The sequence below is a fragment of the Halorubrum sodomense genome (assembly GCF_900111935.1).
GTDB lineage: Archaea > Halobacteriota > Halobacteria > Halobacteriales > Haloferacaceae > Halorubrum > Halorubrum sodomense.
Genome location: NZ_FOYN01000002.1, coordinates 791872 through 809823 on the forward strand (window position 1 = coordinate 791872; position 17952 = coordinate 809823).

At 70.3% G+C, this 17952-nt stretch carries 15 protein-coding genes and 1 other RNA gene; 10 read left to right on the plus strand and 6 right to left on the minus strand.

What is annotated here, in order from left to right:
• Positions 1-85: 85 nt before the first annotated feature.
• From BM286_RS08795 to citZ, 3 genes are all read left to right on the plus strand, one after another.
• Positions 86-802 (plus strand): type 1 glutamine amidotransferase, encoded by a 717-nt coding sequence (locus tag BM286_RS08795; RefSeq protein ID WP_092921175.1) that lies wholly within the window; start codon positions 86-88, stop codon positions 800-802.
• A gap of 100 nt (positions 803-902) precedes the next feature.
• Positions 903-2792, plus strand: coding sequence for a PINc/VapC family ATPase (locus BM286_RS08800; protein ID WP_092921176.1), 1890 nt, complete (start codon positions 903-905; stop codon positions 2790-2792).
• A 178-nt stretch (positions 2793-2970) separates the two neighbouring features.
• Entirely contained in the window at positions 2971-4113 is a 1143-nt protein-coding gene (citZ, locus tag BM286_RS08805) for a citrate synthase (protein ID WP_092921177.1), read from the plus strand.
• A gap of 52 nt (positions 4114-4165) precedes the next feature.
• On the opposite strand, the gene BM286_RS08810 is transcribed toward citZ, so the two are convergent.
• The 4 genes from BM286_RS08810 to BM286_RS08825 form a co-directional block, all read right to left on the minus strand.
• Positions 4166-5329 (minus strand): acyl-CoA dehydrogenase family protein, encoded by a 1164-nt coding sequence (locus tag BM286_RS08810; RefSeq protein WP_092921178.1) that lies wholly within the window; start codon positions 5327-5329, stop codon positions 4166-4168.
• Positions 5330-5427: 98 nt separating this feature from the next.
• Entirely contained in the window at positions 5428-6663 is a 1236-nt protein-coding gene (locus tag BM286_RS08815; RefSeq protein WP_092921179.1) for a digeranylgeranylglycerophospholipid reductase, read from the minus strand.
• A 128-nt stretch (positions 6664-6791) separates the two neighbouring features.
• Positions 6792-7655: a 2-oxoacid:ferredoxin oxidoreductase subunit beta gene (locus BM286_RS08820; protein ID WP_092921180.1), complete on the minus strand. Its 864-nt coding sequence runs from the start codon at positions 7653-7655 to the stop codon at positions 6792-6794.
• Positions 7656-7658: 3 nt separating this feature from the next.
• Positions 7659-9416, minus strand: coding sequence for a 2-oxoacid:acceptor oxidoreductase subunit alpha (locus BM286_RS08825; protein ID WP_092921181.1), 1758 nt, complete (start codon positions 9414-9416; stop codon positions 7659-7661).
• A 346-nt stretch (positions 9417-9762) separates the two neighbouring features.
• On the opposite strand from BM286_RS08825, the gene BM286_RS08830 reads away from it, so the two are divergent.
• Together BM286_RS08830 and BM286_RS08835 are read left to right on the plus strand one after the other, a co-directional pair.
• Entirely contained in the window at positions 9763-10407 is a 645-nt protein-coding gene (locus BM286_RS08830; RefSeq protein ID WP_092921182.1) for an FAD-dependent oxidoreductase, read from the plus strand.
• Positions 10408-10492: 85 nt separating this feature from the next.
• Positions 10493-11518, plus strand: coding sequence for an aldo/keto reductase (locus BM286_RS08835; protein ID WP_092921183.1), 1026 nt, complete (start codon positions 10493-10495; stop codon positions 11516-11518).
• Positions 11519-11606: 88 nt separating this feature from the next.
• Here BM286_RS08835 and BM286_RS08840 read toward each other — a convergent pair whose 3' ends face one another.
• Entirely contained in the window at positions 11607-12065 is a 459-nt protein-coding gene (locus BM286_RS08840) for a hypothetical protein (protein WP_092921184.1), read from the minus strand.
• Positions 12066-12217: 152 nt separating this feature from the next.
• On the opposite strand from BM286_RS08840, the gene BM286_RS08845 reads away from it, so the two are divergent.
• Both BM286_RS08845 and ffs read left to right on the plus strand, forming a co-directional pair.
• Positions 12218-12631 (plus strand): DUF7548 family protein, encoded by a 414-nt coding sequence (locus BM286_RS08845; protein ID WP_092921185.1) that lies wholly within the window; start codon positions 12218-12220, stop codon positions 12629-12631.
• A gap of 71 nt (positions 12632-12702) precedes the next feature.
• Positions 12703-13014, plus strand: an RNA gene (gene ffs / locus BM286_RS08850) — signal recognition particle sRNA.
• A gap of 541 nt (positions 13015-13555) precedes the next feature.
• Here the strand turns inward: ffs and BM286_RS08855 are convergent.
• Entirely contained in the window at positions 13556-14140 is a 585-nt protein-coding gene (locus tag BM286_RS08855; protein ID WP_092921186.1) for a GNAT family N-acetyltransferase, read from the minus strand.
• Positions 14141-14362: 222 nt separating this feature from the next.
• Here BM286_RS08855 and ligA point away from each other — a divergent pair, with 222 nt between their 5' ends.
• The 3 genes from ligA (at position 14363) to BM286_RS08870 (ending at position 17898) form a co-directional block, all read left to right on the plus strand.
• Positions 14363-16171, plus strand: coding sequence for an ATP-dependent DNA ligase LigA (gene ligA / locus BM286_RS08860; RefSeq protein ID WP_092921187.1), 1809 nt, complete (start codon positions 14363-14365; stop codon positions 16169-16171).
• 93 nt (positions 16172-16264) lie between these two features.
• The gene (locus BM286_RS08865; protein ID WP_092921188.1) at positions 16265-17128 is read left to right on the plus strand and encodes a hypothetical protein; all 864 of its coding nucleotides are present in this window, start codon (positions 16265-16267) and stop codon (positions 17126-17128) included.
• A gap of 35 nt (positions 17129-17163) precedes the next feature.
• Entirely contained in the window at positions 17164-17898 is a 735-nt protein-coding gene (locus BM286_RS08870; RefSeq protein WP_092921189.1) for an MBL fold metallo-hydrolase, read from the plus strand.
• The last annotated feature ends 54 nt before the right edge of the window (positions 17899-17952 follow it).

Consider the following 17952-nt stretch of genomic DNA (forward strand, 5'->3'; position numbering starts at 1 on the left):
GAAGCCGCGGGGCCTCCGTCGGCGTCGTCGGCCGGCGCGGCCGGCGCCGCAACCGTTTTGTCGCTCTCGCCTCTCCGTTCAGTCGATGACTCGCCTCCGGTTCGCCCTGCTGAACGCCGCACACGACGGCGCGAACACCCGTCGGAACTTCCGTCGGGAGATCGACGCCGACCTCGTCGAGTTCGACGCCACCGCCGGCGATCTCCCCGACCACACCGAGTTCGACGGCGTCGTGGTGACGGGGTCGCGCTCGTCCGTCTACTGGGACGAGGCGTGGATCCCGCCGCTCGTCGACTACGTCGCCGAGGCCGCCGAGCGCGGCGTCCCGGTCCTCGGCGTCTGTTACGGCCACCAGGTGCTCGCGGAGGCGCTCGGCGGTCGCGTCGCGGGAATGGACGGCTTCGAGATCGGGTACAACGAGATCCGCCGGGTCCGCGACGACCCCCTGTTCGAGGGGATCGACGAGTCGTTCACCGCCTTCACGACCCACGGCGACGCGGTCGTCGAACTCCCGCCCTCCGCGACGCTGCTCGCGGAGAACGACCGCGGCGTCCACGCGTTCCGCGACGGCCACTGCTGGGGCGTCCAGTTCCACCCCGAGTACGACGTCGAGACCGCCCGCGACGTGACGGACGGCAAGCGAGACCAGATCGGCGACGCCCGCGTGGACACCGTCCTCGGGTCGATCACGCCCGACGCGTACGACGCCGCCTGCGAGGCGAAGGCGCTGTTCGAGAACTTCACGGCCTACGCCGAGCGGCTTGCGGCCGACGGCGCGGAGCCGGCCGCGGCGGACGACTGAGCGACCCGCCGACGCGGACGGCCGATCCCCGTGGCCGACGCGGTCGCGGCCCGCGCTCCCGGTCAAACACCCTTATACGCCTCCCGGACCGATCTGCGGTATGAACGTAGTACCGGACACGAGCGCGGTCGTCGACGGCCGCGTGTCCGAACGCGTCGCGGACGGGACCTACGAGTCGGTCACCGTGTTCGTCCCGGAGGCGGTCGTCGGCGAGCTGGAGTCGCAGGCGAACGACGGGCTCGAATCCGGCTGGGACGGGCTGAGCGAGCTGAAGCGGCTCGCGGACTACGCCGACGACGGGACGGTCGAACTGCGGTACGTCGGCGAGCGCGCCGGCGGCGACGCCCGCTCGAACGCCCACGAGGGCGACGTGGACGCGCTGATCCGCGACCTGGCCGCCGACCACGACGCGACGCTGCTGTCGAGCGACGTGGTCCAGGCCGAGGTCGCCCGCGCGAAGGGGCTCGACGTGGAGTACGTCGAACCCGTCGCCCGCGGCGTCGTCGACGACCTCCCCATCCGGGACTTTTTCACCGACGAGACGATGTCGGTCCACCTCAAGACGGGAACCGTCCCGAAGGCGAAGCGCGGGACGCTCGGCGAGATGCGCTACGTCGAGATCGACGACGAGGCGACGGACGAAGGACAGATGCGCGAGTGGGCCAACTCGATCGTCGACCTCGCCCGCCAGTCGAACCAGGGGTTCATCGAGCTCTCCGACGACGGGATGGACATCGTCCAGTTCCGCGACTACCGGATCGCGGTGGCGCGACCGCCGTTCGCCGACGGCATCGAGATCACCGCCGTCCGCCCCATCGCGAAGACGACGCTCGACGACTACGAGTTCGCGGACGAACTCCGCGACCGGTTCACGGAGCGGAAGCGCGGCGTGCTCATCTCCGGGTCGCCCGGCGCCGGGAAGTCGACGTTCGCGCAGGCGGTCGCGGAGTTCCTGAACGACAGCGACTACGCGGTGAAGACGATGGAGAAGCCGCGGGACCTCCAGGTCGGTCCGGAGATCACCCAGTACGGCGCGCTCGGCGGCGAGATGGAGAACACGGCCGATTCGCTGCTCTTGGTCCGGCCCGACTACACCATCTACGACGAGGTGCGGAAGACGAACGACTTCGAGGTGTTCTCGGACATGCGGATGGCCGGCGTCGGGATGGTCGGCGTCGTCCACGCCTCCCGCGCCATCGACGCGCTCCAGCGGCTCGTCGGCCGCGTCGAGCTCGGGATGATCCCCCAGATCGTCGACACCGTCGTCTACATCGAGGCCGGCGAGGTCCACACCGTCTACGACGTGACCACCGAGGTGAAGGTGCCCGCCGGGCTGACGGCCGAGGACCTCGCCCGCCCGGTCATCCAGGTGTCGAACTTCGAGACGGGCCGGCCGGAGTACGAGATCTACACGTTCAACCGGCAGGTCGTCACGGTGCCGCTCGACGAGAACGGCGGCGAGGCCGAAAGCGAGTCCGGCGTCGGCCGCATCGCGAAAAAGGAGATCGAACGCGAGATCAAGTCGGTCGCGCACGGCCGGGTCGACGTGACGCTCAACGGTGACGACGAGGCGGTCGTCTACGTCACCGAGGGCGACATCGGCACCGTCATCGGGAAGGGCGGCGGCCGCATTGCCGACATCGAGAACCGCCTCGGGATCGACATCGACGTTCGCACGCACGACGAGAAGCCCGGCGGGTCGGGCGGCGGCTCCGGCGGCGGCGCCCCCGAGAACGGTCACGGCGACGGGCAGGTCGGCGCCGAGCGCGGGACGGTGGTCGCGCCGGAGATAACCTCGCGTCACGTCGTCATCGACGTCGACGACGGCGTCGGCGAGACGGTCGAGGTGCGCGCGGACGGTGAGTACCTCTTCACCGCTACCGTCGGCCGCGGCGGCGAGGTCCAGGTCTCCCGCGGCTCCGCCATCGCCGAGGAACTGGAGGACGCGATCGACCGGAACCGGACGGTGACGGTCGTCCCGGCGCGGTGAGGCGAGGCGACTGAGGCCGTCCGAGCGCGCTCGGCTCGGCCCCGTTTAATCGATCGTCGAAACTGAGACGTTTCCGCTCCCTGTCAAATCGTCGTTCGACGCCGTCCCTCACCACGATCGTCGTAACGTATCCCTCCTGAAAGATAACGCTTTTTTGACGGCCTAGATAACTCGGGGTATGGCTGACGAGTTAAAACGCGGGCTCGAGGGCGTCCTCGTCGCGGAGTCGGATCTGAGCTACGTCGACGGCGAGGTCGGTAAGCTCGTGTATCGCGGGTACGACATCGAGGACCTCGCGCGCGGCGCGAGCTACGAGGAGGTGCTGTACCTGCTGTGGCACGGCTCCCTCCCGACCGCCGACGAGCTCGACGCGTTCGCCGCCGACCTCGCGGCGGAGCGCGACGTGGACGACGACGTCATCGAGACGGTCCGCGCGCTCGCCGACGCCGGGGAGCGACCGATGGCCGCGCTCCGGACCGCGACGTCGATGCTGTCGGCGTACGACCCCGAGAGCGACGAGAGCGACGAGGAGGCCACCCTCCGTCAGGGCCGGCGGATCACGGCGAAGATCCCGACGGTCCTCGCCGCGTTCGAGCGCGTCCGGCAGGGCGAGGAGCCGGTCGCCCCCGACCCCGACCTCTCGCACGCCGGGAACTTCCTCTACATGCTCGCCGGGACCGAGCCCGACGCCGTGAGCGAGGAGACGTTCGACATGGCGCTCACGCTCCACGCCGACCACGGGCTCAACGCCTCCACGTTCACCGCGATGGTGATCGGCTCGACGATGGCGGACGTCTACTCCGGCGTCACGGGCGGCATCGGCGCGCTCTCCGGCCCCCTCCACGGCGGCGCCAACCAGGACGTGATGGAGGTGCTCCACGAGATAGACGCCTCCTCGAAGGATCCCGTTCAGTGGGTGAAAGACACCCGCGAGGACGGCGGGCGAATCCCCGGGTTCGGCCACCGCGTCTACAAGGTGAAAGACCCCCGTGCGAAGATCTTAGAGGAGAAGCTCCGCGACCTCGCCGAGTCGTCGGGCGACACGAAGTGGCTCGACTACACGACCGCCATCGAGGAGTACCTCACCGATCAGGGGCTCGTCGAGAAGGGCATCGCCCCGAACGTCGACTTCTATTCCGGCTCCGTCTACGACTCGCTCGGCATCCCGGTCGACATGTACACGCCCATCTTCGCGATGAGCCGCGCCGGCGGGTGGATCGCGCACGTCGCCGAGTACCAGGCGGACAACCGCCTCATCCGCCCCCGCGCCCGGTACACCGGCCCCGAAGACGCCGAGTTCGTCCCGCTCGACGAGCGGTAAGCGGTCGCGAGCGCCGTCGGTCGCGTTTCGACTCCGCCGTCGTCCCCGTTCCTCACTCGAACGCCGAAATCCCCGTCAGGTCCTCTCCGAGTACCAGCGTGTGGATGTCGTGGGTCCCCTCGTAGGTGTAGACGGTCTCGAAGTTCGCCATGTGTCGCATCGGCGAGTAGTCGGTCGTGATCCCGTTCCCGCCGAGCATCTCGCGGGCGATTCGGGACTGATCGCGGGCCATTCGGACGTTGTTCCGCTTCGCCATGGAGACGTGTTGGGGCGTGAGATCCCCCCGCTCTTTCAGCTCCGCGAGCCGGTGGGCGAGCAGCTGGCTCGTCGTGATCTCCGTCGCCATCTCCGCGAGCTTCTCCTGTTGGAGCTGGAACCCCGCGATCGGGCCGCCGAACTGCTCGCGGTCGAGCGCGTACTCCCGGGCCTGCTCGAAGCAGTCGCGGGCGGCGCCCACCGCGCCCCACGCGATCCCGTAGCGCGCCTGCGTGAGACACGACAGCGGCCCCTTCATCCCGCTCACGCCCGGCAGGACGTTCTCCTCGGGGACGTACGCGTTCTGAAGGCTGACCTCGCCGGTGATCGACGCCCGCAGCGAGAGCTTGTCGTCGATCTCGTTCGTGGTGACGCCGTCGCGGTCGGTCTCCACGAGGAAGCCGCGAACCGGACGCTCCTCGGCGGAGATGTCGCGCGCCCAGACGACCGCCACGTCCGCGATGGGGGCGTTCGTGATCCAGGTCTTCGAGCCGTCGAGCACGTACCCGTCGCCGTCGCGCTCCGCGGTCGTCTCCATCGACGAGGGGTCCGAGCCGTGTTCGGGCTCCGTCAGCCCGAAGCAGCCGACCGCCTCGCCGTCCCGCAGCGCGGGGAGCCACCGCCCCTTCTGCTCGTCGCTGCCGTACGCGTGAACGGGGTACATCACGAGCGCCCCCTGGACGCTGGCCATCGACCGAAGGCCGGAGTCGCACGCCTCCAACTCCTGCATCAACACGCCGTAGGCGGTCTCGGAGACGTTGGGTAGCCCGTAGCCGTCGAGGTTCGAGCCGTAGAAGCCGAGATCCCCCATCTCCTCGATGAGGTCCGTCGGAAACGTCCCCGCGCGGAAGTGGTCGCCGATCTCCGGGCGGACCTGTTCGTCGACGAACTGTCGGGCGGTGTCGCGGATCAGCCGCGCCTCCTCGTCGAGATCGGCCTCTAATCCGACGTAGTCGAGCATGACCGTTCGTGCGCGTCGAATCGGCAAAAGCGGTTCGCCCGAGGCCGCCGTTCCGCCGCGTTCGCCGCCGCTCGCGCGTCGCGGTCCGGTCGACCCCCTCAGACGTCGACTCGTTCGCGGGCGAACTTCGCGAGCAGCGGGACGTCGTCGAGGTGGAGGAGCTTCGCCATCGCCGTCTTATCGCCCCGGTTCGCCTTCTCGAGGGTGTTCTCGTCCGCCTGACGGAGGTCACGCATGAGCCGGTCGTACCGCTCGTTCGGCGCGAGGTACAGCAGTCGGGTGAGCATCAGCCGCGAGCGCATCCGGGGCGCCACGTCGCGGTGCCAGAGCCGCTCGTAGACCGCGAGGCTCTCGGCGTCCACCCGCCGCTCCGAGTCCGTGAGACACCGGTCGACGGTCGCCGCGGCGGCGCGGGCCGACTTCATCCCCTTGTGGATCCCCTCGCCCCACAGCGGGTCGATGGTGGGGACCGTGTCGCCGATCGCGAGGAAGCCGTCCGTGTGCATCCGACCCGGGCGCTGGATGTGCGCGGAGCCGCGATGGACCTTCCCGTCGATGCGTTCGGCGCCGGCGAAGCGGGGGTCGCGACTCACCCAGTCGTCGAGGTAGCCGTCGACGGTCTTGCCCGCCTGTGCGAACTCGCGGTGGCGGTCGTTCTGGATGTAACAGAGGCCCACCTTCGCGGTGTCCTCGCCGGTCGCGAAGATCCACGAGTAGCCCCCGGGCGCGATGTCGTGGTCCAACCGGAGCATCATCGCGCGCCGGAGGTCCGCGTACTCGGGGTGGTTCATCTCGACGCCCTCCATCTCGTACTCGATGCCGATCGCCTGGTTCTCGCGTTCGAGGTCGACGACGTCGAGCGCGCTCGCGAGCGGCGCGGCCGGCCCGGTGGCGTCGATCACGACGTCGGCGTACACCTCCTCGTCGCCGTTGTAGCGCACGCCCTCGATGACGTCGTCGTCGTCGAGGATCGGCCGCGAGACCCGCGCGTCGAAGCGGTACTCCGCGCCGTTCTCGCGGCCGTCGGCGACGAGGAACCGCTTGAACTCCGCGAACTCCAACACCGCCCCGGGCTGGTAGCTCTCGTAGTACTCGTTGGGCGACTCCAGCACCACGTCGTCGGTGTACGACATCACCACGTCGTCGGGGACCCCGAACGAGGACATCATCGACGGGAACGTGCCGGCCGTCGACTTGTTGCTCTGTCGCGGGAACTCGTCTTCCGACTCCGTCTCCAAGACGACGACGTCGTAGTCGCGCGTCGCCAGGTCGCGGGCGCACTGCGCGCCCGCCGGCCCGGCGCCGGCGATCGCGACGTCGTAGCGGTCAACCATACACGAAAAATACGGACCCACCTAATTAGGCTTGCTGAAACCCGTCGAAAAATCCGCGCGGACACCCTCGTGCGGCCGGTTTTGGCCGCCGTGAGAGGTCGGAATCGGCTCGGTTTCGTCCGGCGGTCTCAGTAGAACTCGCGGACGAGGTCGGTCGCGCTCTCGGGGGCGCCCTCCGGGATGACGGACATGTCCTCGTCGACGCCGTGTTGCTCGTGGTACGGCACCGACGACTCGTCCTTGTAGATGACGCCCTGGGTCTCCGTCTCGCTGTCGAGGATGACGTCTTTCGCGTCCTCGCGATCGGTCGGGTCGTGGTCCGTCTCCTCCAGGTCGACCAGCGAGTCGCGGAAGTAGTCGTACGTGTCGACGTCGTTGAAGGTGACACAGGGGGAGTAGACGTTCACGAAGCCGAACCCGTCGTGTTCGATGGCCTCCTGGATGATCTCCTGGTGGCGGAGCGCGTCGGAGGAGAACGACTGCGCGATGAACGTCGCGCCCGAGGCGAGCGCCAGCGCGTGCGGATTGACCGGGGGCTGTTTGGGGCCCTCGGGGCTCGTCGACGTCTCGAAGTCCTCGCGAGAGGTCGGGGAGGCCTGTCCCTTCGTCAGCCCGTAGATACGGTTGTCCATCACGACGTACGTCATGTCGACGTTGCGCCGGACGGCGTGGACGAAGTGGCCCGCGCCGATGGAGTAGCCGTCGCCGTCGCCGCCGGCGACCATCACTTCGATGTCGGGCCGGGCCATCTTGACGCCGGTCCCGACGGGGAGCGCGCGCCCGTGAACGCCGTGGAGCGCGTAGCTGTGCATGTACGTGCCGATCTTCCCGGAACAGCCGATGCCGGCGACGACGAAGGTGTTGTCGGGGTCGTTGCCCGTCTCCGCGAGACCCTTCATCATCCCGTTCATCGTACCGAAGTCGCCGCATCCCGGGCACCACGTCGGCTGCTTGTCGGACTTGAAGTCGGTGAATCGAATGTCTGAGCTCATTGGTTACGCCTCCACCCCCTCCGCGAGGGTCGCCTTGATGTCGCTTGCGAGTTCGTCGGCCTTGAACCGCACGCCGTTGTACTTGTTCACGCGGTCGACCCGTTCGAGCACGTCGTGTTCGACCAGGTCCGCGAACTGCCCCTGTTCGTTACACTCGACGACGACCGTCGTCTCGGCCGCTTCGACGTCCTCCGAGAGGTCCGGCCGCGGGAAGATGTACGGGACCGAGAGGACCCGCACGTCGTGTCCCTCCTCGTCGAGCATCCGTACCGCCTCCGCGAGCGCGCCCTCGTTCGACCCCCACGTGATCACGAGGGTGTCGGCGTCTTCGTCGCCGAACTCGCGCGGGCTCCAGTCCTCGCGCTCGCGGGCGGTCTCCACCTTCCGGTTGCGCTTGTCGACCTGTGCGACGCGCATCTCGGTGTCCTCGGTCCGCCGGCCCTGCTCGTCGTGCTCGAGCCCGGTGGACATGTGCGCGCCGTCGGCGGTGCCGGGGAACGCCCGCGGCGAGACCCCGTCGTCGGTGATCTCGTGGGGCTGGAAGCCGCCGGAGTCGCTGGTGTGGTCGTCGATCGTCGTCTCGTCGACGACGTTGCCCCGGTCGACCTCCACCTCGTCCATGTCGAACGTGTCGGGGGAGAACGTCTGCTCGGTGACCGCCATCGAGAGGTCGGCGGTGAGGTAGACGGGGAGCTGGTACTTCTCGGCGAGGTTGAACGCCTCGACCGTCTTCCAGAAGCACTCGTCGATGGTGGTCGGCGCGAGGACGAACCGCGGCACTTCTCCGTGACCGCCGTACAGCATCTGGTTCAAATCGCCCTGCTCCTGTTTCGTCGGCATCCCCGTCGAGGGACCCGAGCGCATCACGTTACAGATGACGAGCGGCGTCTCCGAGGTGGCGATGAGCCCGAACGTCTCGGTCATCAGGTCGATCCCCGGTCCGGAGGTCGCCGTCATCGAGCGGGCGCCGCCGCGGGCCGCGCCCAGCGCCATGTTGATCGCGGACAGCTCGTCTTCCGCCTGAACGACGTGGCCGCCGTACCGCTCGATGCGGCCGGTGAGGTACGTCATCACGTCTGTCGCGGGCGTGATCGGGTAGCCGGCGTAGAAGCGGCAGCCGGCCGCGATGGCGCCCATGCCGATCGCCTCGTCGCCGTTGAGGAGGACGTAGTCCTCGTCGGTGGTCTCCAGCGAGTAGTCGAACTCGTGGTCGTACTCGTCGGCGACGTACGACTGGCCGGCGCGCGCGGCCTCCTTGTTGTTGTCGACCAGCTTCTGGCCCTTGTCCTTGAACCGCTTCTCGAGCGCCGAGTCGAGGTTCTCGATGGGGAACTCGGCCACCTCGCAGGCTGCGCCGAGCGCGACCACGTTCCGCATGATCGCCCCGCCGGCCTCCTCGGCCAGGCTCTTGAGCGGCACGTCGAGGCCGATCATCCCCTCCGGGATCTCGACGTCTTGCATCGTCGTCCGCTCGCCGTCGTAGATGATCACCGACCCCTCGTGGAGCTCGTCGAGGTTCTCCTCGATCGTCCGGGGAGTCAACGCGATGAGCACGTCGAGTCGGTCCACGACGCTCTGTACCTTGTCGACGGAGGTCCGCACCTTGTAGGCGGTGTACCCGCCTCGGATCCGCGATGCGAAGTCCTTCGACGTGAACACGTGTCGACCCGCGCGGGAGAGCGCCTGTGCGAAGATCTTCCCCGTCGAGTCGATGCCGTCGCCGGCCTCTCCGCCGACAGCCCAGTTGAAATCCGCGGCCATGTGCTATGGGCAAGGTTCCGGCGGACTCATCAAAAGGCTTCTGGAAGGAGCCACCGACGTGTTTCTGGACGAACGTGATTGTGTTCGCGAATATTGTCGGTTTAGGCGCCGATATCGGCCAATATAGAATTGTAATTGGACGTTCGTTCACCGAAATCCTCACGATCGACCCCTCGCGTCGGACCGGTTTTCGACGACCGTCGAAGTTCCGCGGTCGCGGGTCGACCTTCCGGCGGCGTCGGCGAGAGTCGGGTCCGGCTCCGAACGCGTCACGGGAACCGGTTTCGACACGGGCAGGACCGACGCGGACGGGAAGGCGTTTGTGTCTCCCCCGCCGATCCGGGGTATGGACACGACAGCGACGGTCAAGGCGGTCGAGTCGGTCGGCCCCGACACGTACGCCCTCCGCTTCCGGGCGCCGGACGGGTTCGCGGCCGAACCCGGCCAGTTCGTGAAGCTCGGCACCGACATCGACGGCGAGTCGGTCTCGCGGTTCTACACCCTCTCGTCGCCCCGCGTCGGCGAGGCGTTCGAGGTCACGGTCGGCATCGACCCCGAGGAGGGCGGCGAGTTCTCGGCCTTCCTCTCGGACGCCGAGGCCGGCACCGAAATGACGCTCTCCGGTCCCTACGGCGACCAGCACTACGACGGCGAACCGCGCGCGGTCGTGATCGCGGGCGGCCCCGGCGTCGGCCCCGCGGTCGCCATCGCCGAGCGCGCGCTCGACGAGGGCGCCGAGGCCGCGGTCGTCTACCGCGACGACGACGTCGCGCACGCCGACCGGATCGACGCGCTCCGCGAGCGCGGCGCCGATATCCGGCTCCTCGACGCGGGCGACCCCCTCACCGACGCCGTCGCCGACGTCCTGACCGGTGCGGACGGCGAGACGGTGTTCGTCTACGGGTTCGCGGACCTCGTCGCCGACGCGGAGGCCGCGGTCGACTCGGCCGGGGGCGACGCGGACGCCGCGAAGGTCGAGAACTTCGGCTAGCCGCGGTCGCCGAGAGTACCGTCCTCCTGCCGGCCTCGTCCGCCGGTGCCACACGCTTTAGGTACCGCCGCCGAGAGGTGCGGACATGGACTACCGACGACTCGGCGACACCGGGCTCAGCGTCTCGGAGCTCTGCTTCGGGACCTGGCGGTTCGGGCGCGAGACGAACGGCGTCGTGGAGACGGGCCGCGAGGAGTCGCACGAACTGCTCGACGCGGCCGCGGACCGCGGGATCAACTTCATCGACACGGCCAACGTGTACGGGACGCCGAACGGGAAAAGCGAGACGTACATCGGCGAGTGGCTCGCGGACCGCGAGCGCGAGGACTACGTCGTCGCCTCGAAGGTGTACTTCCCGTTCGACGGGCGCGGCGAGCCCGGCCCCAACGACTCCGGACTGGGACGGAAACACATCCGGGCGCAGATCGAGGGGACGCTCGACCGCCTCGACACGGACTACCTCGACATCTACTACATCCACCGCTGGGACGAGGAGACGCCGATCGAGGAGACGATGCGCGCGCTCGACGAACTCGTCGCGGAGGGGAAGGTACACCACCTCGGCGCGTCGACGATGGCGGCGTGGCAGCTGACGAAGGCGCAGTGGACCGCCGACGTCAACGACTACGCAAGCTTCGACGTCGTCCAGCCGCTCCACCACGCGGGCTACTACGAGGACGTGAGCGAGTACCTCGACGTCTGTATCGACCAGGACCTCGCGGTCTGTCCGTACTCCCCGCTCGCGGGCGGGTTCCTCACCGGGAAGTACGAGCGCGCCGACCCGGACGACCCGGAGAAAGTGATCGCGCCCGACGGCTCCCGCGCGAGCTTCGATGACCGGTTCGAGCGCTTCTACCTCTCCGAGCGCGGCTGGAAGGTGCTCGACGCGGTCCGCGAGGTCGCCGACGAACTCGACGCGACGCCCGCTCAGGTCGCGCTGGCGTGGCTCACCGAGTGGGACGAGTTCACCTGCGTTCCCATCGTCGGCGCGCGGACGGTCGATCAGCTCGACGAGAACGTTGCGGCCGCCGACCTCGGCCTCTCGGACGAGCAGTGGGACCGGATCATGGACGCGCGCTACGATCCGGACGGGAACCTCTGGGGTCACTGAGCGCGGCGGCGGGGCCAACGTCAGCGGCGGAGTCGGCGTCGGCGTTGAGGCCGGCGGCGGCGGCGCGGCCGGCTCGCGGTCGCCCCAGTTACGTCTCGAAGTCCGGGAGGTCGTCCGGCGCGTCGAAGTCGGCCTCCCAGTCGATGTACTCCTCTTTTAGCGTCTCACAGACGATCTGGCCGAGTTCCGTGAGCCCCGCGTTTATCGCGGAGACGGTGCCCCAGGAGTCCAGATCCGGGTGGAGGTCGCGCTCCTTCCAGTCCTCGGGCAGCCCCGGCGCGTGGTAGCCGACGCGGTCGGCAAAGTCGTCCCAGAAGAAGTCGAACCGGGAGACGAGACCGAGGTCGACGGCGATGGCCCAGTCGGACTCGTCCATGTCGGTCGCGTCGGCCCACTCGTCGAACGCGTCCTCCCACGCTCCCTCGCGGAGGAGCGCCTCCAGGTCGTCGCGGCGGTACTCCCCGCCCGCCACCTCGGCGTCCTCGTACTCGTTCGGGTCGACGGCGGCGAGTTCGGGGGGCTCCGGCGGGTCGACGTCGAGTGACATGCTCCGGTATGCGTGCCGACGCGGCAAAACGCTACGGGAACGGGTTAGCGGCGACGCCGTTGCCCACGCGTCCGGCGACGTCGTTGCCCCTGCGTCCGGCGACGCCGCGCCCGATCCGGTCCTTTTACCGCGGCGCCGGTCCGAGTGCGCGTATGGACCTCCGCGCCGTCTCGCGTCGGGTCGGGATCGCCGCCGCCGTCGTCACCGTGGTCGCGCTCGTCGCCCCGTACGCGGTCATTTCGGGGCCGGAGTACGCGAGCCAGCTGGCGGCGTACTACGCCTCCGGCGTCGTCGGCTGGGGCGGCATCGCGCTGTTCGCGCTGCTGTCCGCGGTCGTCATCGCCTCCGTTGAACGGGGAAACGTCGATCCCGGAACGCTCGCCGGCGTTGCGGTCGTTCTCGGGCTCGCGGCGACCGTGAGCGCGGCGAGTTGGGCGCTGGCGGTCGAGCCGAGCCCGGTGTTCCGCGACCACCTCTGGCTGGTGTGGCACGCGCGCGCGGTCGTCGCGCTGTCCGTTCCCGTCCCGCTCGCCGCGACGGCGTACGCGTGGGACCTGCTGTCGTAGGTCGCCGGAACGGCGCCGCGGCGGCGACGGTCTCCGAACGAAAGGCCCTTATGGGACACCCGAGTAGCGTCGAACGGACTAGGTCGGGCGGTTAGGCCCCGCTCGTAACCCGCGAGGTAGTCTTCAGCGGGGACCGAACAGCGGGCACGTCCGGTCAGACCGGCACGGGCCCCGAGAGCCAACGTGGAAGCCTCGTCCGCCGGGGACAGCGGTCCGCGGCGCCCGCTCGCAGGAGCGGTCCGTCGCGGTTCGTCGGCGGCACCGGGTCAGGCGCGGAAGCGAGCAGCCCACCGCCGAACGCCCGTCGCTCGTCGGGTCGCGGGGTGGAGGAGGCAATCGGGATACCCCGTGCCGGAACGCCGGGCTACCCCGCCTGTCCGTCATTCATACTTCGTTTCGTTCGGTGAGCGGTCGCGCTACGTCGTTGCGGTCGCCGGCGTGAGCGTCGACCTCACGAGCAGTTATTTATAACTGAATACTGTCTGGTCGGAGTTCTGTTTGTGAATGAACGACAGTAGATCGGCGACGAACACCGCCGGAGGCCCCAGTCGCGAGGCGGGCGCACGCTCGCTGTCGTTCGAGACGCCTTCGGCGTCTCGTGATGACGAAACGGCGCTGGCGTTTCGAACCACGCGCCTCACTCGGTCGCTATCGCTCCCTCGCTGCGGTGTCGCCGGCGGCTCCGCCGCCGGCTTTCCGTGGCACGTAGCGCCACGCTACTTACGTCGCCTGCGTCCGCCTCCCGACTGCCCCTTTGCGTCCCACCCCGCCCCGCACAGCAACCGCACCTCACGCCTCCCCAGCCTCGTCGCGGCCGCTTAAAAGCGGCCGCGACTCCCTCGCGCGTGCTGTCTCGCGGCCGCCGATGGCGGCCGCTCGCAGGCACGCGCCACAGCGACCGCGGAGAATAGTCGGTCTCGCGGCTCAGCGACCGGTGTCGTACTTGTACGTCGCCGAGTCCGGGTCGATGCCGAAGTCCTCGGCGGACTCCTCCGGCTCGTCGTCGTCGGTCGGCTCGGCGTCTTTGAACGCCTTTCGGAGCCGGCTCGGCATCTCGAACTCGTCGACGGCCAGTTCGAGGCCGACCACGTCGCCGCCGAGGAACTCCCGCTTTTCGGTGAGGCGGTCCGAGAGCGCGGGCGGGAGATCGTCGGTGTCGACGCGCTCGAAACCGAACTGCGTCAGGTACTCGGGCTGGTCCGTGAGCACGTACACCGCCTCGAACCCGTCCGCGGCCGCGGTGTCGACGAGCCGCTCGACGACGTGCGCCCCGACCCCGCGGTGCCGCCAATCCGGCAGGACGCCGATGCCGGTGAGCTCGATCCGGTTCTCCTCGTCCTCGTCGCCGCGGTGGAGGCGAAGCCGACCGAAGCCCGCCCGGTCCCCGGACTCCTCGTCGACCGCGATCACGTAGTCCCGTGACCGGAAGGCGACGTCATCGAGCCCGAGCCGCTCGATCGCGTCCAACAACCACGCCTCGTCACGGTTTTTGGCGTCGCGGACGTACATAGAGAGCCGTACGAGACCGGAAGTGAAAAGCGGTTCCCCGACGGCCGTTTCCGTTCGCGTCTCGGTCGCCGTTTCCCCCGACTGCGACGCCGGGGTTGGTCTCGACGCGCGTCGGCACCGGCTCGCGTTTGCTCGGTTCGCGCGTCCGCATCGGCTCGCGTTTGCTCGGTTCGCGCGTCCGCATCGGGCCGCTTTTGCCCGGCGGCCGCCGACCCGACGCGTATGGAGTTCGCCGCGCTGGCGGAACGGGCGGAAGGGGTGGCCGCGAACGACGGCGACATCGAGACGACCCTCGCCGTCGCAGAGCTGCTCGCGGACGCCGGCGCCGCGGGAGGCGTTGAGGGCGACGGCCCGACCGACGACCTCCCCGTCGTCGTTCGGTTCCTCCTCGGACGCGTCTTCCCGGCCCACGACACCCGGACCCTCGACGTCGGGCCGGCGCGCTGCCGCGAGGCGATCGCCCGCGCCGCGGGCCCGAACGTCTCCGCGGCCGACGTCGAAGACCGCCTCGCGGAGCGCGGCGAGATCGGCGCCGTCGCGGCCGCGTACGACTTCGGCGGGCAGCGGGGACTCGCCGCGTTCGGGAGCGGCCGCGACGCGCTCACCGCGGCCGCGGTCGACGAGGCGCTTCGCGGGCTGGCGGCCGAGAGCGGCGACGGGAGCGAGTCGCGCAAGGAGGACGCGCTGTTCGGGCTGTTCACTCGGTGTTCACCGAGCGAGGCGGCGTTCCTCGCCCGACTCGTCCTCGGCGAGATGCGGCTCGGCGTCGGCGAGGGGACGGTCCGGGACGCGATCGCGGAGGCGTTCCTCGCGTCGCCCGGGGGGTCCGAGGCGGAGTCAGACGCGGAGGACGAGCCCGAACTCCGCGCGTCCGCGGAAGCGGTCGCGGCCGTCGAGCGCGCGCTCCAGGTGACGAACGACTACGGCCGGGTGGCGGTGCGCGCCCGCGACGAGGGGACCGCTGGCCTCCGCGGGGAGTCGCTTCGCGTCGGCCGGCCGGTCCAGGCGATGCTCGCGCAGGCGGGCACCGCGGTCGACGCCGTCGACTCCTTCGGCGAGGTCGCCGTCGAGACGAAGTTCGACGGCGCTCGCGTCCAGGTCCACTACGCGCCGGCCGACGCCGGGCCGGGGAGAACCGAGGGGCTCGGGCCGCGGCTCTACTCGCGGAACATGGACGACGTGACCGGGGCGCTCCCGGAGATCGTCGAGTACGTCGCCGATCGCGTCGACGTCCCGATCATCCTCGACGGTGAGGTCGTCGCGGTCGACGACGACGGCGACCCGCTCCCGTTCCAGGAGGTGCTCCGTCGGTTCCGGCGGAAGCACGACGTCGACCGCATGCGCGACGCCGTCTCGCTGCGCTTTCACGCCTTCGACTGCCTCCACGCCGACGGCGACGACCTGCTCGATCGCCCCCTCCGCGACCGCCACGACCGGCTCCGGGCGGTCCTGTCCGACGCGGCCGCGGACCTCACGCTCGCGGATGACCCGGAAGCCGTCGCGGCCGAGGAGCGGGCCGCCCTCGACGCGGGCCACGAAGGGGTCATGCTGAAGAATCCCGAGGCGGCGTACACCCCCGGCGACCGCGGGCGCGACTGGCTGAAGCGCAAGCCGGACGTGGAGACGCTCGACGCGGTCGTCGTCGGCGCCGAGTGGGGCGAAGGGCGCCGCGCGGAGCTGTTCGGCACGTTCCTGCTCGCGGTTCGCGCGGACGACACCGACCCCGACGGCGACGACCCCGCGCCCGCGGGCTACGCCACGGTCGGCAAGGTGGCCACGGGGATCACCGACGAGGCGCTCGCGGACCTCACGGAGCGGCTGGAGCCGCAGGTCGTCGACGAGGCGGGGACGACGGTCGCGTTCGACCCCGAACTGGTGGTCGAGGTGGGCTACGAGGAGATCCAGACCTCCCCGACGTACTCGGCCGGCTACGCCCTCCGCTTCCCCCGGTTCGTCGGCGTCCGCGAGGACAAGGGCGTCGACGACGCCGACTCGCTCGCGCGGGTCCGCCGGCTCGCCGGCGAGGAGTGAGCGGGGCGCTGGGGCGAGCCGCGACGGCGACGGCCCCGCACGCGCCGTGCCGCCACGCGAAACCCCTTGACCCTCGGGCGCGTACGATTGGGTATGCCAGGTCCGCTCGGCGACGCGACGCGGCGCGACCTCACCGACGCGGCCGCCGACCGGCTCGCGACCGAGGGGTTCGAGGTCGCCCGCCCGGAGAGCGGCGCCGAGCCGCCGGCGGTCGCGACCCGCGGCGACGACCGGATCGCGGTGGAGCCGCTCGCCGCGGACGACGCCACGCCCGTCGTGATCGCCTCTCGGCTCGGTCACGCCCTCGACCGCGACCGCCGCGTCCTGTTCGTCGCCCGCGACGCCGACACCGCGACCGCCGTGCGCGACCTCCTCGCCGATCCGCCGCTGCTCGCCGCCCGGACCGACGGCCGCCGAACCTTCCACCTCGGCCCGGACCGGGTCCCGGTCTCCGGCGGGGGTTACGCCTGCGTCCGCGCCGAGGGGCTCGGCGACCCGACGTTCGCGTGGCGGGAGACGGACACCCCCGCCGGCCCCGTCCCGGCCCACCCCGACGTGGACGCTGCGGCCGTCGACGACGACGGTCGGCCCACGGTCCCGCGGCTCGTCTGCGAGGCCGACGGAGAGGCGGTCGCCGTCCTCGCGGGCGTCGACAGCCTCCGGACCCCGCCGGACGACGCGTTCCCCTTCGCGTACCGCCGGGATCCTGACGACAAGCGGTTTCGCGTCCGGCGCGGCGACGACGGGACCGTCGTCGAGACGGTCGGCGGGTTCGCCGCGCTGCGCGAGGCGGGGTACCTTCCGATTCCGATGCCCTTGGTTCCGGAACACGCGCTGGGGCGCTCGCTCGACGACGAGGCGCTCGCGGCGGCGTGGGACCTCTCCGTGATCGACGGCGCGGACGCCGAGGAGGTCGACGGCGTCGACCGCGGCGCCGAGCGCGACCGCGACCGATAGCCACCCTCAAGGCGCCCGCGGCCGCAGACGGTGACATGACGGTCCGCTACGAGGAGCTCGCGGTGGAGTGGCTCGGCTACGCGACGGCGCGGCTGGAGACCGACGACGGGCCGGTGGTCTACACCGATCCCGGCCGCTACGGCGTCCTCGACGACTACTGGGCGCGCGACGGCGACCTCGTGGTCGTCACCCACGACCACCACTACGACAGCGACGGGATCCGGTCGGTCGCGAGCGAGGACGCGACGCTCGTGGTCTACGACGCGGTCGACCCCGCCGGTATCGACCGCGACGTGGAGCCGATCGACGCGCTCGCGGCCGACTACGAGGTGGTCCGCGTCGGGGAGGAGGAGCGCGTCGACGTCGACACGCCCGCCGGCGAGGTGCGGGTGTGGTCCGTCCCCGCCCACAACGACCCCGAGGGACCGAACGCCGACGCCGACGGCTCCGTCGCGCACCCGCCCGGGTTCGGCTGCGGCTTCCTGTTCTCGCTCGGCGGCCGCACCGTCTTCTGGCCCGGCGACTCGGACGCGCTGGACGGGTTCGCCGAGCTCGACGTCTCCGTCTTCCTCGCGAACATCGGCGGCGGCGGCATCGTCTCCGACCGCAACGAGGCCGCCGACATCGCTGAGGCGATGGCTCCCGACCTCGTCGTGCCGATCCACTACGACACCTTCGACCTGCTGGAGGCCGACGGGGAGGCGTTCGCCGGCGACGTGGCGAGCCGGTCGATCCCCGTCGCGCTCGACGCTCGCTCGGCGAACCAGTAGTCGGCCCGGCGGCCGCCGTCGGATCGGACCGGCTGGCGGCCGCCGTCGGATCAG

What these genes read in the sequence shown, in the direction of transcription:
- BM286_RS08795 (WP_092921175.1), top strand. Translation starts at nt 86, where the DNA reads ATGACTCGCCTCCGGTTCGCCCTGCTGAACGCCGCACACGACGGCGCG.
- BM286_RS08800 (WP_092921176.1), top strand. Translation starts at nt 903, where the DNA reads ATGAACGTAGTACCGGACACGAGCGCGGTCGTCGACGGCCGCGTGTCC.
- citZ (WP_092921177.1), top strand. Translation starts at nt 2,971, where the DNA reads ATGGCTGACGAGTTAAAACGCGGGCTCGAGGGCGTCCTCGTCGCGGAG.
- BM286_RS08810 (WP_092921178.1), bottom strand. Translation starts at nt 5,329, where the DNA reads ATGCTCGACTACGTCGGATTAGAGGCCGATCTCGACGAGGAGGCGCGG.
- BM286_RS08815 (WP_092921179.1), bottom strand. Translation starts at nt 6,663, where the DNA reads ATGGTTGACCGCTACGACGTCGCGATCGCCGGCGCCGGGCCGGCGGGC.
- BM286_RS08820 (WP_092921180.1), bottom strand. Translation starts at nt 7,655, where the DNA reads ATGAGCTCAGACATTCGATTCACCGACTTCAAGTCCGACAAGCAGCCG.
- BM286_RS08825 (WP_092921181.1), bottom strand. Translation starts at nt 9,416, where the DNA reads ATGGCCGCGGATTTCAACTGGGCTGTCGGCGGAGAGGCCGGCGACGGC.
- BM286_RS08830 (WP_092921182.1), top strand. Translation starts at nt 9,763, where the DNA reads ATGGACACGACAGCGACGGTCAAGGCGGTCGAGTCGGTCGGCCCCGAC.
- BM286_RS08835 (WP_092921183.1), top strand. Translation starts at nt 10,493, where the DNA reads ATGGACTACCGACGACTCGGCGACACCGGGCTCAGCGTCTCGGAGCTC.
- BM286_RS08840 (WP_092921184.1), bottom strand. Translation starts at nt 12,065, where the DNA reads ATGTCACTCGACGTCGACCCGCCGGAGCCCCCCGAACTCGCCGCCGTC.
- BM286_RS08845 (WP_092921185.1), top strand. Translation starts at nt 12,218, where the DNA reads ATGGACCTCCGCGCCGTCTCGCGTCGGGTCGGGATCGCCGCCGCCGTC.
- BM286_RS08855 (WP_092921186.1), bottom strand. Translation starts at nt 14,140, where the DNA reads ATGTACGTCCGCGACGCCAAAAACCGTGACGAGGCGTGGTTGTTGGAC.
- ligA (WP_092921187.1), top strand. Translation starts at nt 14,363, where the DNA reads ATGGAGTTCGCCGCGCTGGCGGAACGGGCGGAAGGGGTGGCCGCGAAC.
- BM286_RS08865 (WP_092921188.1), top strand. Translation starts at nt 16,265, where the DNA reads ATGCCAGGTCCGCTCGGCGACGCGACGCGGCGCGACCTCACCGACGCG.
- BM286_RS08870 (WP_092921189.1), top strand. Translation starts at nt 17,164, where the DNA reads ATGACGGTCCGCTACGAGGAGCTCGCGGTGGAGTGGCTCGGCTACGCG.